This is a genomic window from Chryseobacterium sp. Leaf404 (assembly GCF_001424145.1).
Taxonomy (GTDB): domain Bacteria; phylum Bacteroidota; class Bacteroidia; order Flavobacteriales; family Weeksellaceae; genus Chryseobacterium.
Genome location: NZ_LMQM01000013.1, coordinates 139349 through 153422, shown reverse-complemented (window position 1 = coordinate 153422; position 14074 = coordinate 139349). Strand labels below are relative to the sequence as shown.

The following is a 14074-nucleotide window of genomic DNA, read 5'->3' as shown; positions in this document are numbered from 1 at the left end:
TTTTTGCACATTTCAAACATTAATGACAATATAGCCTGTTTTGTAAAAAGTAATGTTCCAAAAATACTGTTTTAAGAATAGATTTATTGCTTATTGAAATGCGTGCGATTTTACAACTACGTGGAGAAGTTAGGAGCTCATTCGCAACTTTGAAAGTCGTTCCTCCTAACAAAGTTTCTACTTCGCTCTCCGAGAGTTTAAATTTAAATCCATATTTATAATAGATTTATCTACCTTAAAAATAGATAAGTATATATTTAATGTTCCGCTTTTTAAGGAAGATTACAATAGCTAAAATAAAAAACAACCACTGCAATTGCAGTGGTTGTTTTTTACTCAAACTGTTTATCTACCAAGTCAAGAAAACTCTGCAACAGTTCGTCGAGGATGACAAGATATTCTTCTTGAAGATGATAGAAGTTCTTGTACAGGTTCTTGTGCGGATTATTGAACTCAAAGAAGTCAAAGGGCAATTTTTTAATGAGGTAGCCAAAATCCTTTATCTTAGGCTCTGCATATTCACAGAGCTTCCAAAGGATGCGGATATTGATATCGTTAGGACGATAATCAAGAGTTGCATACGGAAATATTACGCAAATCCTATAAAATAGCATAGTCAGAATCATTCCTAAACCTTCATCTGATTGTATCATTTCCTGTGATCGCAATAGTTTATACTTATCGTATAGTTCCTTGCAATCCCTGTACAGCACTGCACAAGTATCTGAGTTGAGTTGTTTTCTGTGCCAATGAATTACCGTTGGAAAATCTGTTCGGAATATTAAATTTTTCGGAGTCATCACTTTTTGAAAAAATACCTGATAGACCCATAGATGTTCCTGTATCCAAGCCCCTGAATGTGCAATCGGTACGACATTAAATCTTCCTTCCGTCTGTTTGGACACCATCTGCATTATATTGAAAAGACTATCATTATTTATTTTACTGGCGATTAAAAGAAGATACAAAACCGTTGTTTTTTTGTTCTCAGAATAATCTTCTTCCTGATGAAACAGAAAAATCTCCTTGATACGGAAACGTTTTGTCAGGATTGTAATAACAGGTTCGTAAGGAGAAACCGCTTTATTTTCAATCAATACAAGTTTTTGTTCTGACCTTTTGACTTCTCTTTTGGCTTCTGCGAAAGTTTCCCACACAAGATTTTGAAGTCGCTCTTCGGTCTGAAATATGGCATCTTTAAACTCTTCTTTCAGGTACGAGGGTTCTTGCTCTTTATCTGCTTCTTTGGCACTATTAAGTGCGTCAATAATAAAATAGGAATTTTCGGTTTTTTTCAGCATCAAAGCTTTAAGTTCGGGAATAAAATCCTCCAACCTTAAAATGCGTTCACTGAGTGAACCCTTAGCGAAATAATCGCCTAAACATAAAATCTCCAAATGGTAAATATAATGCTCGAATAATGAGAGATAGAGGTGGTATATCATGGACAAAGCGTCATTTTCTTTAGCTCTATCTATCTCGTCTTCTAAAAGGGATCGTGTACGATAATAATCCTCTCTGAACTGTCTGAATCTTTTGAACTGTTTAGAAAGTTCGGGATATGTAAATTGGTGTTCTTCCTTTTCATATATCAAAGTTGAAGCATTGCAGTGCCTATCCATAAATAAACTTCCCTGTTTCAAGCTTAATTCGACATTTAGCTCATCCATTATAAATATATGCGTATCAAATTGCTTCAGTGCTTTTTTAATCCATTTGCTTTTTCGGATTTCTTCAGGAAGGTTTATATTATTGATATGGATAATAAGAAAGTGTTTCTGGCAGCTCTTCAAATAGCTTAAGAATACATATTTAATATAGAATTTTCCTGCAAAGGTGTTAATAGAGTCCGCCAATCTTTTGTGATGCGGATGTGTGTTTGGGATAATGATTTTGTGTGACATGACATTACGATTTTTATTTTGAGTAAAATTGGTAAGGAGTATGAGGATATTCAAGTTTGATCAAGGATAAATTATCCTCTAACAATACAGGTCATGTTTTAATTAAGTTCTAAACTCATCAGGACATTGAAAGCCAAATTGTAACCTTGAAGTATATTTCAGCTTTTGATCAGATATTTTGCAAGAAATTGTAATTATGAGAACGTCTATCAATTTCAAGTCAGTAAAATCCGATTCCGAAGCCCACAATTTCAGAAAGAAGACTTTTGATTATATTAGAAAAGACTTAACTGCTACAAACGAGTATTGGTCAGAAGAAAAACTTTCAGACAGACTACGCAAGATTGAATCATATTGTAAAGAAAAATCCGGAAGAAAATTACAGAAAAATGCAATGCCAATCAGAGAAGCTGTTGTTGTGATTAAAGAAGATACAAAAATGCTTGACTTGCATAATTTATCCAAAAGATTGGAAGAAGAATTACAAATCAGAATTTTCCAGATTGCTATCCATAAAGATGAGGGACATTTTGATAAAGAGTCCAAAGAATGGAAACCCAATTATCACGCTCATCTTGTTGCGGATTGGCAAGATTTGCAAACCGGAAAAACTTTAAAGCATCAATCTTTCCACTATTCAAAAATGCAGGATATTACAGCGGAATGTTTGGGAATGGAGAGAGGTATTGAAGGCTCAAAAGGTAGATTGGAAGCTATAGAATTTAAGATCCAGAAAAAAGAACAAGAGCTCTTAGCACTAGATGAAAAGATAAATGGTGTCAAATCTGAGCTCAGTTCCAAAAAGTTTGAAGATTTGATTGTGAAAGAAAGCGATTTCTTAGGCTTTAAAAAAATTAGAACCGATCAAACTCTTGATAACTACGAAAAAGTGTTCAAAACGTACAATATACAGCTTAGCAAAAACAAACAGGAATTAGAATTCAAAAACAAACTGATAACAGAACTCCAAAGCAAAAATTTTGATCTTAAAAAAGAAAGTTCAATTCTGAAAAATAAATTATCCACCGTTCTATCCAGCGGCGATATTTATTCGAGCGAAAAAATAAAATATTTAGACTCAGTAAAGGATACTTTGATCAAAACATTGCAATTTGAGAAAACAAAATTACCTCAGCTATTTACTGGCTCTAAAGAAAAGTTAATCGCAGAAATTAATGATGTTTGTAAGAAGGTTTCACAGGAAAACAATATACCTTTCTCTGCATTTGAAGAAGTTTTTAAAGATTCAGAAAGTGTTTCTCAAATAATATCTCTCTTAAATTTTGGCAATTCTGAGATCAATTATAATTCGGAGCAAATTCCTTTACATCAAAAGAAGAAAAAACAACGCAGGTTGTAATAGACGATTGTAAAAAATAATAAAAAGAAAACAAAGGAATAGTTTCAGATTATAAACACAAGTTCAAGCCTATAGGTATCAATAAAAATCTCCACCTTTCAGGTCGTATTTTTACTGATAAACTTGCTTATTAAAATCTGCAACAATGATGAAATGCCTTTCTTTTTTTTCCTTTTTTCTTTTAGAAATAAATTGAAATTTCAGTTTTCAATTTAGGTTTATAATTATAAGAATGTATGGTATATAGATAAATTAAAATTGGATGTGAAAATACAGATTTGTAGAGATCTAATATAAAAGTTTTGCGTAAAATTCTTTATGCAAAAGCTTCATGTCATGATTATATAAAAAATCTGTAATCATATTCTGTACTTCCCATGTTATTAACCAGTTTTCCAATTCTAGCAATCTCATTTGATGAAAATATTGTTGCTGGCAATTGGGAATACATATTTAAAGAATTCCAATTCATTTTAGATAATCCTAAAATCTCGTTAGAAATTTGTTCCAATGAGCTATTGCCGTAATGTCTTATAATTTTTAACGGTTTTGGAATGTACCTTCCACCTGGATAAAAATTATAATATTCGTTTTTCACTGACGGAATAATTCCGTGAGTCCATAATAATGCTGAATAACTTGTTAATTGAATACATGTGCCTCTAGCGATAGAATAACCATCAATTTCTGTTTTCCCATTTTTAATTTTACTAGACACATATTTAACATCATCTTCAAAATTTATTTCAATTAAATCGACATTCTGAATATTGGCATTTTCTAGAAGACTATCGCAAATTCCATCTCTTTCTTCTTTGGTGAAAAATGTCCTTTTATGAATTACGACCCGTCTGGGCATTTCGTTCATGGATTCATAAAACAAGTTGATAATCGACCTTCCAAAATCATACGCATCATCATATGATAGATGAGGTTTTTTATCTCGCCATTGAATTTTATCATTACTTAATTTAGAGAGCTTATATTTTAGTCCTTCTCCATTAGATGTATATAAATGACTACACCCTAATATTATTGGATTATTTTTATTGAATTTATCAACGCTGTAGCCTATTCCTGCAAAAGCTGTATCAGTTGTGGAGTTCTCTACCAGCCAAGGCGTTCTGAATGATTTTACATAGAATGACAATGAGAGCCACCATATAACTTGGCATTCTTGTTTGTTATCTAACAATGTCCTTTCTGTTATAAATTGAGAAGTCAAACCTTTCTCAGCACAAAATGCTTTTATGTAATCATGAAGGTCAAAGGATTCATATTCATTTGAAAAAGAAGTATATTTTAGCCATTTGTTCGGTATAAAAATTACGATTACCTTTTGAGTTCTCGATGCACCTATTTTTAAAATTTCGGAACAAATATTTTCTTTAATTCTATTTGAAATATTTTTTATATCACTTGATAGTTCTAAATTTTCGATTTCTCTCCAATCAGACGAATTTATATTTGGAATTTCCAAATTCACATTATATATACTATCAAATCCTTCATAATCAATTAAGTAGCTTTCTTTAGGATTGTTAACAGGTATTTTTGTGTTTAATTTTCTTAAAAAATTGTTTAATTTTTGAGAATATTCAGAAATACACAATACTGACATTTTTATCTCCTTATTCAAAAAATGATCAATCCCAGTTTCATAAGGTTTATGATTAACCAAACCCTTCATTGGATGAGGTTCTAAACATCTTTTCCCACCATTGTTTGAGCTAAAAATCAAATTTGGCTCTCTAAATTTAACACCTCGATATCTTATCAAATGAGATGGGATATTATGAACCTCATTATTACTTCTGGTCAAGTCATCAATCAATGTAAATACTGGATTTTTTTTGATTTTAAAAGTAAAGCCTGAATTTGAATTATTTGGAAAATCGAATTCGTTAGAATTTTTGAACAAAATTTCTCTCCATTTTGAAACATACTCATTGAATTTACTATTCCAAATTTGATGAAAATATTCAAGACCTATTGCGTGAATTTCATCTTTAGAATCAACATGAAAATCTGGATTTAAAGTAATATATACTTGACTAGATATAATTTCAATGTTTAAACGAATTGCACTGTATACCTTATGTCCCTTAATGAATTTAAAGTCATTTTCATTCCATAATTTTCTATTATTATCCGTATTTAATTTGTGTTCTAAAGAATAATACTTACATATCGCTGAAAGAAATAGGTAAATTAAATTATTAGAATTATTAGTGATTTCGGTTATCGGTTTTCTAACTAGCTTAGATTGAATAAAAGAACCAAAGAGCTTACTTATATTCTCTGCAACACCAAGGCTCCATATTTGGTTGCCAATAGGAACAGCTGCAATTCCTTTTTCAGGTAGAATGTTTTCATTTAAAAAATCCCATGTTTTTCCTATAATTGTGTGTTCAAAAACGTAAACTTCTTTTGGAAATTCTATTGGGAAAAAATTGCTTTTTAAAACAGTGTTGGTTTTCTTAGGCATAAGATTAAATGGAATTGATTCAATTTTCTTTGAATCATCTTTAACAAGTGCCTCAAACTCATTATAGATTTGTATATTATCACTTAGTAGTAATTGAGCAATTTGATAGATAGCATTATCAAATCCTTCGGTAGCAACATAAAAGGCTCTCTTTTTGCTTTCATTTGCAGAAAGGATCAGGTTTTTGACTATTTCACTTTTGTTTTCTTTATATCCACACCAATATAATCTACCTCCACCATCTTTTGAATATAATTCTCGCAGAGTATTCATAAGAGAATGATCCCTACCACTGTATCCAAAAACAATAAGATGTTTATCCTTAAGATACTCGATCATTTTTTCTCGAAATACTTCATCTTGAGTCTTCAACTCACTTTCAGTATTTTTTAAATCTCCAAACTTAAAATCTCCGTGAAGTTTTAGAATTGGTAATTCGCTACTATTTTGAGCGCGATTGATAATTCTGGAAGTATTTTCTAACGTTATATCGATTGATTGAAAACGCTGCGATATACATGCATCTCTCATTAAATCGTCGAAATTAGTTGTCCAAACCGTATCAACAAAACCTGATTTGGCTAATAATGCTGTTGCTTTGTAGCCAATAGAAGGTTGAGCATTAGAACAAATTTTCTGAAAATATTTTCTTCGGTCTTCGTCAATGGGAAAGCATTCGTTTGCATAAAAAGAATATTCGATTTCAGATTCATTGGGAGGAAATCTCCCTTGATTATCCAGCCAATTTTGTATGATCTCTTGATTTTTTTTATTCCTAAAGTTTTCAATTAGCTCATTTGAGATATTATTACTGGTTTGATAAATCATTTTTTTCCATTCCCAAATGCAATCATAAGCTGATTGAATTCCGGAGGTTATTGAACTACCTGCACCTAAAAGAAAAGCATATTTGTCATTTTTCGAAATAATTAATGACCTTTTAAACTTATCAAAATCTAATTCCATCGTTCAATTTTTTAATTATTAGTTTAGTTTTTAAATTTCAGTGCAAGCTTGAGTATTTAAAAGGCTCAACTACAAGTTGAGCCTTTCTTATGAAAAAGTAATTATCCCTAATTACTTATTCTTTATTTAAAAGTTTTTCGAGGGTTTTGATTTGATCATCCTTTGCCTGCAAAAGTTCAGCATTCAATCTTTTAATTTCATCTAACGCTTCAATCCATTTCTCGACAGGATTAACATTGAATGTAGGATAGTAATTATATCCATTTGATTGATCATTAAATGTGTTTGATATAATATTAACAGCTTGTTCTTCATCAAAGTTTTGGAAAGCCTCTACAGGAATTTTAAGAGTATTTGAAATTGCTTTCAACAGATCATCTTCGATCACATCTTTCTGCTCCAAAAGAGAAATTTTCTTTTGATTCCATTCCTCGCCTAAGTCAAATGCCAAAGCTTCCTGCTTGATTCCAAGCATTTCTCTAAAGCGTTTTACATTTCTTCCTTGATGTATTTTCTGTTCCATAGCGGTTATCAAAATTTTAAAGGCTTAAAGATAAAGCCATTTCTATTAATTCGTCTGAATTGTAAAGTTAAAAAATTATCCTGTAAAATATCCCTTACAACGGATATTTTATTCGCTAAAAGAATAGATTATTCAGTCACAACAAGAGAATTTAGTTCTCACATTTCAAAACCTATTCTAATGAAAAAGATTAAAATATCTATGGAGACGAGTTTCTGGGCAACATACGAAATTGAAGATCCTTTTGAGCTAATCAACACTTTCTTCAACTACTGTACTATAGACAGCTATAAAAATACACTCAGCGAGGTTATGCTGTATGTCTACAAAGCTGAGGTCTGTAACAAAGAACGTCCGGGAGACGTCTTCGATTTTCATACTGCTGTCAAATCATTTATAAGGGGAGCTTATCTGCTAACATTCAAATCTAAAAAATGGAAGGTAAAAGAAGTTCCCGAAGAATGGCAGATCATAAGTCAGGCATCTTTAAACAAAGAAGAATATCAGGATCCATTTCTTGTGTTCGAGAAAGCATTCAAATGCAAAACGTTGGACGAATATGAGTTTTTCTTGAATGAAATCGTTCACGTGTCGCTTTCACCTTACAGGGAAGAATTTGATTATGACCTTATCACTCCCCACATTTATCTTGTTAAAATGCTGGATGCAGCGCAGGTAATGAGTGAAAGAGGTGTCATAAAGATCAAAGATAAATTTAAGGATAATTCTGAATAATATATCCCTTTCCGGAATAGAATATCCTTCACTCCTTCGTCAACTTTACTAAAGCAAAATTATTGAAATGAAAAAGAACACACCCTTTAGTAAAGAGAAACAGCTTGTACAAACAAGAGAGCAAGCTAAGATCGCGTTAAGTATTCTGGTTCAGAATTCCCAAGGAGAAGGTCTTGAATTAGGTATATTCTACCTGCGTGACCAACTGAATAATCCCAGGCTTACAGAACTGCTCGATAGCTATCCTGATTTGATTCAAGAATACGAATTGCAGAAATTGTTATCAGGAAAGATTGAGATCAAAGATGCAAGCAGGCGGGATGTCAAGACGGCAGGACTGCTGTCCTGCCTGTTATTACTCATTCATTTTTACTTTGACAAGGATAGGGTTAATTTGAGCAAATGCCAAGTCGATGATGTGACTCAATTTGATAGCATCAATTATATATTAAATGCAATCACTTCCGAGGAATGTAGTAGTGAGCTATTCCTACTAATATTATCAATAGTAGCAATCGATTACTTTAAGAAATATCAGGAAAATATGAAAGACCCAGATTTTGTTTTGAAACAGACTTTGGATTTTGACAACGATCCCGAAATGGGTGTACATATAGATATGATGGTATGGTTTGCTTTGGTTCGCTTATTTATTGAGGCTATCTTTATATACTACCATAGTGATTATGAAACTAAAAACGATCAGCTATGAAAAAGCAAAAGAAAGCTCAAAAAAACTGTTAGAATATAAGTTTTATTTACAATGAGACTTCTGACGCCTAACTATACTATAACTTTCCGATTAATAAATACGTGGGATTTTCTAAATTATATTTAGGGAAATTCTGTATTTATGTCTCAGCCAAAAGAAATTAAGAAGATCCCGATTGAGGAAGTAATGGAATACTTCAAAAGCGAAGGTATGAAAGTAACACAAGAGGAAGCCGAATCGATAATGGAATTTCTCTACAGTCTAACATTGATCGTTATCAAAAAGTATTTTGACAACGATGAAGAATGACCTACTTTTCGAAATAGTATCATTTAGTACTGGAATATAATTAGTTCCACATCTCTTTTACTTGATCATAGAATCAACATCATATCACAAAATCAAATCTTAATCATTATGAAAACAGCAGATCTATATATACGTGTCTCTACAGACGAACAAGCAGACAAAGGCTATTCACAAAGAGATCAGGAAGAGCGGCTATGTCGCTTTTGCTCACAGAATAATATTACCGTTGGAAGAATTGTCTACGAAGACCATTCTGCAAAATCCTTCAACCGTCCCGAATGGACAAAATTGTTGGTTGATATAAAGAAGAAAGGTTCTAAAACGAATTTGATCTTATTTACGAAATGGGACAGGTTCAGCAGAAATGCAGGCGATGCCTATCAGATGATAAGCATCCTAACCAAATTGGGAATAGATCCGCAAGCGGTTGAACAACCCCTTGATCTTTCTATTCCGGAAAACAAAATGATGCTGGCAATCTATCTGGCTGCGCCCGAAGTCGAGAACGACCGACGAGCATTGAATGTATTTTATGGAATGAGAAGAGCTGTAAAAGAAGGTCGTGTAATGGGAAAAGCACCTTTCGGATATGCAAACAAAATAACTGAAAACGGCAAGAAGTACATTGCACTCAGCGAACCGGAGGCATCAAAAATGAAATGGGCATTTGAAGAAATATCTAAGGGTATATATGCTTCTAATCAGATAAGATTAAAAATGAACGAATCACTTCGGAAGAAAATTAGCAGAACGTCTTTTCATATCGCCATCAGAAATCCTGTCTATTGTGGAAAAGTCTTTATTCCCAAATTCAAAGAAGAAGATGCTTATTTTATTATTGGTCAACATCAGCCTTTGATTACAGAGTCGTTGTTTTATAGGGTACAGGATGTTTTAGATGGAAAAAAGAGAATACACAGACCTAACACCAAAATATTATCCGATGAATATTTTCCATTGAGAGGCTTTTTGATCTGTCCTAATTGCGGAAAGAATGTCACGGCAAGTGCATCAAAAGGCAGAAACAACAGGTACTACTATTATCATTGCAATGCTACCTGCGGTTTTCGCCACAGGGCTGAGATTGTGAATTCTGCTTTTGAGAATGGATTGAAGGCATTGGAAATGACAGAAACCATTAAGAAATTGGTCAGAAAGGTATTCTTAAATTCTTATGAAAGTTTTATCAAGACACCAAGAGATGAAAAGAAAAAATTATCAGATGAGATCGATAAACTAAATTCAAGATTGTCTGTAGCAAGAAATAAATTGCTTGCTGAAACGATAGATGATGATGAATATATTGAGATAAAAAAGGACTGCAAAGAGCAGATTGAAAAGCTGGAAATTCAGTTGAATACTCTGCCTGAGCAATCAAAAGTTGACATTCCAAAACTCATCGATCAGGCTATTGAAAGTCTTACAAATATTTGGAAAATATACTCTGAAGGGGGCATTGCAGTTAAACGAAAAATTATCGGTTCGATATTCCCCGAAAAACTGGAATATGACGGAATTCATTATCGAACCACCAGAATTAACTCCATCGTAAATCTTATTTTTCAGATTAACAATGAGTTACCTCAAAAAGAAAACAGGAGAAACGAAAATAATAATCATTTCTCCTGCTATGTAGACCCACAGGGACTCGAACCCCGAATGACGGTACCAAAAACCGGAGTGTTACCATTACACCATGGGTCTGTTTTATTTTGGTGATGCAAATTTAAAGCTTTTTTCTTTATCTGCAAATCATTTTTAATTTTTTTTTAAATTTACAGTTCTATTAAACTGCAAGGAAAAATGACTGTAGATTTCAATAATCTCAATATTAATAATTTACAAACTGAAAACGAATATGAAAATAATATAATTTATTTTCTTAAAGAATGGTTTTCAGATGACGGTAAAGTGAAAGTACAGACATCCGGTTCTACAGGCGTTCCCAAAGTTTTTGAAATTGAAAAGGAAAAGATGCGGAACTCCGCAGAAATGACGTGTGATTTTTTAGGTTTGCAAAAGGGCGATAAAGCGTTGAACTGCCTGCCAATAGAATATATTTCGGGAAAAATGATGGTGGTAAGAGCTATTGAAAGAAAATTACAGCTGATTATTAAAAATCCGTCCACAAAACCTTTGGAAGATTTAGATGAATACATTGATTTCTGTGCGATGACGCCTCTGCAGGTTGAAAATTCTTCAGATAAAATTCATTTTATTAAAAAACTTATCATAGGCGGAGCTGCCGTTTCAGAATCTTTAAAATCTAAAATATTTGAAGTTTTCCGTCAGCAATCTCAAATTTCAGGCATCAAATCTCAAATTTTTGAGACTTATGGAATGTCTGAAACACTTTCTCATATTGCTTTGAAAGAAATTTATCCAAATTCTCAGGAGTGGTTTACTTCTTTCGAAGGGATCGAAATTTCTGTTGATGAACGCGGTTGTCTCAAAATTTCTGCACCCAAACTCAATGATCAGATTCTTCAGACGAATGATTTGGTAGAAATTAGACATGAGAATAGATTCAGATTTTTGGGGCGGATTGATCATGTGATTAATTCTGGTGGTGCAAAAATATTTCCTGAAGAACTGGAAGCTTTGGTGAAAAAAGAAATCTCAAATGAAGTGGTGTTTTTAGGTTTGAAGGATGAAGTATTGGGTCAAAAGCTCACCCTAGTAATAGAAGATATTGACTGTTCAAAAGATAGTCAGTCTGAGCGCAGTCGAAAATTTAAATCTCAAATCTCAAATCTCAAATTCGAAAAAAGTTTTCATAAGCCAAAAGATATTATTTTTGTGGAGAAAATCCCCAGAACGCCGAATGGAAAGGTCAATCGGAAAGAATTATTAAATTTGATCAGCGGAATTTAAAACTCCATCTTCCATCACCATCTTCCATCTCCCAACATCCAACACCCATCATCTTATGAAAGACTTCAGCAAAGAACTCAGCTTTAAAACTTCCCGCAGCAGCGGCGCAGGCGGACAGAACGTGAATAAAGTGGAAACTGCCGTCACTGTGATGTGGAATGTAGAAGAATCTGATTTTTTTAATGATTTTCAGAAAGATTTAATTCAGAATAAACTCAGGAACAGGATTAATTCTGAGGGAATTTTGCAGTTAACGGTTTCAGAAAGCCGAACGCAGCTTCAGAACAGGAAAATTGCGATTGAAAAAATTCTTGAAATTGTAAATGATTCTGTAGTTATTCCCAAGACCCGATATAAAACAAAACCGTCAAAGGCAAAGGTTGAGAAGAGACTGGATACTAAAAAGAAACTTTCGGACAAAAAAGAGAACAGAAGATTTAAATTTTAAGTCTCCGCATTTTGAAAAACAGTATTTTTGCGAAAAATTTATTAAAATGATCAAAAAACTAATGTTGTTGGCAGTTTCTGCTATACCCTTCCTATTTTCGGCTCAGGAAACTATAACTCAACAAACTCCAAAAGTGGCGATAATACCATCGGTAGGTTACGGATGGCGTCTGGCAAAAATGCCTGCCGGGATTAACAATGAAACAAGAAATTACATTAAAGGATTAAAAAACGGAGTTGATGTAAGCCTGGGAGCTTATTATCTTTTAAATCGAAACGGTGGAATAGGTTTGAAATACTCGGGTTACTTTGCATCAAGCGATGGGAGAATCACAGTTCAGGACACAAACGGTCAGTTTGTTACAGGTGCTGTCAGCACGAAGGATAATATGAGTTTTATCGGTGCCTCTTATATGCTTTCCAATTTTAAGGAAGATACAAAACACAAATTTTTTTACGATGTTGCACTGGGTGTCATCACTTATACTACAAAAACCGGAAACGTTAAAGGTACAGGATCGAGTTTTGGTGCAGATATTAATTTCAGCTATCAGTACGCGGTAAGTAATCATGTTTTTATTGGTCCGAGGATAGGTCTTACAGGTGGAACATTAAGTAAAATGAAATACAGTGGAACGACTGTAAACTTTCCTGACGACCAAAAAGAAGGTTTAACACGACTTTCTTTAAGTGCTGCCGCAACTTTCCGTTTTTAAGTTTTATCTTTGCAAAAATTAAAAATAATGAGCAAACCGATTACTGAGTTTATCGAAAAATATTATCTGCATTTCAATGCTGCGGCTTTGGTAGACGCATCAAAAGGATATGTGGCACACCTTAAGGACGGTGGAAAAATGATGATTACTTTGGCTGGAGCAATGTCTACGGCTGAATTAGGAAAGATTTTGGCTGAAATGATCCGTCAGGGAAAATTAGATTTTATCTCTTGTACCGGTGCGAATCTTGAAGAAGATCTGATGAACCTTGTGGCGCATTCTCACTACGAAAGAGTGCCTCACTACAGAGATCTGACGGCTCAGGATGAATGGGATCTTTTGGAAAGGGGCTTAAACAGAGTTACTGATACGTGCATTCCTGAAGAGGAGGCTTTCAGAAGATTGCAGAAGCACATCGTAGAAATCTGGAAAGATGCTGAAGCTAAGGGTGAAAGATATTTTCCGCATGAATTTATGTACAAAATGATTCTTTCAGGTGTTCTGGAGCAGTATTATGAAATTCCAAGAGAAAATTCATGGATGATCGCTGCTGCGGAAGCTAATTTGCCGATTGTGGTTCCGGGATGGGAAGACTCTACCATGGGTAATATTTTCGCTTCTTACTGTATCAAAGGCGAACTGACGGCTACAACAATGAAATCCGGTATCGAATATATGACGTACTTAGCAGACTGGTACACAAAAAATTCCGCAGGAAAAGGTGTTGGTTTCTTCCAGATTGGCGGAGGTATCGCGGGAGATTTTCCAATTTGTGTGGTTCCGATGCTGTATCAGGATATGGAAATGCATGATATTCCGTTCTGGTCTTATTTCTGTCAGATTTCAGATTCTACTACTTCTTACGGTTCTTATTCAGGAGCAGTTCCGAATGAGAAAATCACCTGGGGAAAACTGGATATCACAACTCCGAAATTTATCGTTGAAAGTGATGCAACGATCTGTGCACCATTAATGTTCTCTTACATTTTGGAAAATTAATTTTAGAATTAAATTTAACTATAATTAAAAGGCTTAGCAAT

11 protein-coding genes, 1 tRNA gene and 1 pseudogene are annotated in these 14074 nt (G+C 33.5%); 9 read left to right on the top strand and 4 right to left on the bottom strand.

What is annotated here, in order from left to right; genetic code table 11:
* Positions 1-332: 332 nt before the first annotated feature.
* The gene (locus ASG31_RS14970) at positions 333-1904 is read right to left on the bottom strand and encodes a hypothetical protein (RefSeq protein WP_056034466.1); all 1572 of its coding nucleotides are present in this window, start codon (positions 1902-1904) and stop codon (positions 333-335) included.
* Positions 1905-2322: 418 nt separating this feature from the next.
* Between ASG31_RS14970 and ASG31_RS14965 the strand changes: the two genes are divergently transcribed.
* The gene (locus ASG31_RS14965) at positions 2323-3264 is read left to right on the top strand and encodes a hypothetical protein (RefSeq protein WP_131725563.1); all 942 of its coding nucleotides are present in this window, start codon (positions 2323-2325) and stop codon (positions 3262-3264) included.
* Between the two features lie 340 nt (positions 3265-3604).
* Here ASG31_RS14965 and ASG31_RS14960 read toward each other — a convergent pair whose 3' ends face one another.
* Positions 3605-6718: an SIR2 family protein gene (locus tag ASG31_RS14960; RefSeq protein ID WP_056034460.1), complete on the bottom strand. Its 3114-nt coding sequence runs from the start codon at positions 6716-6718 to the stop codon at positions 3605-3607.
* 115 nt (positions 6719-6833) lie between these two features.
* On the bottom strand, positions 6834-7241 hold the full coding sequence (locus ASG31_RS14955) for a helix-turn-helix domain-containing protein (protein WP_056034456.1): 408 nt from the start codon (positions 7239-7241) through the stop codon (positions 6834-6836).
* A 180-nt stretch (positions 7242-7421) separates the two neighbouring features.
* On the opposite strand from ASG31_RS14955, the gene ASG31_RS14950 reads away from it, so the two are divergent.
* The 4 genes and pseudogenes from ASG31_RS14950 to ASG31_RS18965 form a co-directional block, all read left to right on the top strand.
* Positions 7422-7976, top strand: coding sequence for a hypothetical protein (locus ASG31_RS14950; RefSeq protein ID WP_231433764.1), 555 nt, complete (start codon positions 7422-7424; stop codon positions 7974-7976).
* A 67-nt stretch (positions 7977-8043) separates the two neighbouring features.
* Positions 8044-8688 carry a hypothetical protein gene (locus ASG31_RS14945; RefSeq protein WP_056034449.1) on the top strand — a complete coding sequence of 215 codons (645 nt, stop codon included), beginning with the start codon at positions 8044-8046 and terminating at the stop codon, positions 8686-8688.
* Between the two features lie 141 nt (positions 8689-8829).
* On the top strand, positions 8830-8997 hold the full coding sequence (locus ASG31_RS18400) for a DUF2624 family protein (protein ID WP_117585859.1): 168 nt from the start codon (positions 8830-8832) through the stop codon (positions 8995-8997).
* A 108-nt stretch (positions 8998-9105) separates the two neighbouring features.
* A pseudogene (locus ASG31_RS18965) lies at positions 9106-10089 on the top strand (recombinase family protein); the annotation flags it as partial.
* A gap of 541 nt (positions 10090-10630) precedes the next feature.
* Here the strand turns inward: ASG31_RS18965 and ASG31_RS14940 are convergent.
* Positions 10631-10701, bottom strand: a tRNA-Gln gene (locus ASG31_RS14940).
* A 99-nt stretch (positions 10702-10800) separates the two neighbouring features.
* Here ASG31_RS14940 and ASG31_RS14935 point away from each other — a divergent pair.
* Genes ASG31_RS14935 through ASG31_RS14920 form a run of 4 tightly spaced genes read left to right on the top strand, consistent with a single transcriptional unit; the run spans position 10801 to position 14033 of the window.
* Positions 10801-11871, top strand: coding sequence for an AMP-binding protein (locus tag ASG31_RS14935; RefSeq protein WP_056034446.1), 1071 nt, complete (start codon positions 10801-10803; stop codon positions 11869-11871).
* 55 nt (positions 11872-11926) lie between these two features.
* Positions 11927-12319, top strand: coding sequence for an alternative ribosome rescue aminoacyl-tRNA hydrolase ArfB (gene arfB / locus ASG31_RS14930; RefSeq protein ID WP_056034444.1), 393 nt, complete (start codon positions 11927-11929; stop codon positions 12317-12319).
* Between the two features lie 46 nt (positions 12320-12365).
* Entirely contained in the window at positions 12366-13034 is a 669-nt protein-coding gene (locus ASG31_RS14925; protein WP_056034441.1) for a hypothetical protein, read from the top strand.
* Between the two features lie 27 nt (positions 13035-13061).
* On the top strand, positions 13062-14033 hold the full coding sequence (locus ASG31_RS14920) for a deoxyhypusine synthase family protein (protein ID WP_056034438.1): 972 nt from the start codon (positions 13062-13064) through the stop codon (positions 14031-14033).
* The last annotated feature ends 41 nt before the right edge of the window (positions 14034-14074 follow it).

What these genes read in the sequence shown, in the direction of transcription:
- ASG31_RS14970 (WP_056034466.1), bottom strand. Translation starts at nt 1,904, where the DNA reads ATGTCACACAAAATCATTATCCCAAACACACATCCGCATCACAAAAGA.
- ASG31_RS14960 (WP_056034460.1), bottom strand. Translation starts at nt 6,718, where the DNA reads ATGGAATTAGATTTTGATAAGTTTAAAAGGTCATTAATTATTTCGAAA.
- ASG31_RS14955 (WP_056034456.1), bottom strand. Translation starts at nt 7,241, where the DNA reads ATGGAACAGAAAATACATCAAGGAAGAAATGTAAAACGCTTTAGAGAA.
- ASG31_RS14950 (WP_231433764.1), top strand. Translation starts at nt 7,422, where the DNA reads ATGAAAAAGATTAAAATATCTATGGAGACGAGTTTCTGGGCAACATAC.
- ASG31_RS14945 (WP_056034449.1), top strand. Translation starts at nt 8,044, where the DNA reads ATGAAAAAGAACACACCCTTTAGTAAAGAGAAACAGCTTGTACAAACA.
- ASG31_RS18400 (WP_117585859.1), top strand. Translation starts at nt 8,830, where the DNA reads ATGTCTCAGCCAAAAGAAATTAAGAAGATCCCGATTGAGGAAGTAATG.
- ASG31_RS14935 (WP_056034446.1), top strand. Translation starts at nt 10,801, where the DNA reads ATGACTGTAGATTTCAATAATCTCAATATTAATAATTTACAAACTGAA.
- arfB (WP_056034444.1), top strand. Translation starts at nt 11,927, where the DNA reads ATGAAAGACTTCAGCAAAGAACTCAGCTTTAAAACTTCCCGCAGCAGC.
- ASG31_RS14925 (WP_056034441.1), top strand. Translation starts at nt 12,366, where the DNA reads ATGATCAAAAAACTAATGTTGTTGGCAGTTTCTGCTATACCCTTCCTA.
- ASG31_RS14920 (WP_056034438.1), top strand. Translation starts at nt 13,062, where the DNA reads ATGAGCAAACCGATTACTGAGTTTATCGAAAAATATTATCTGCATTTC.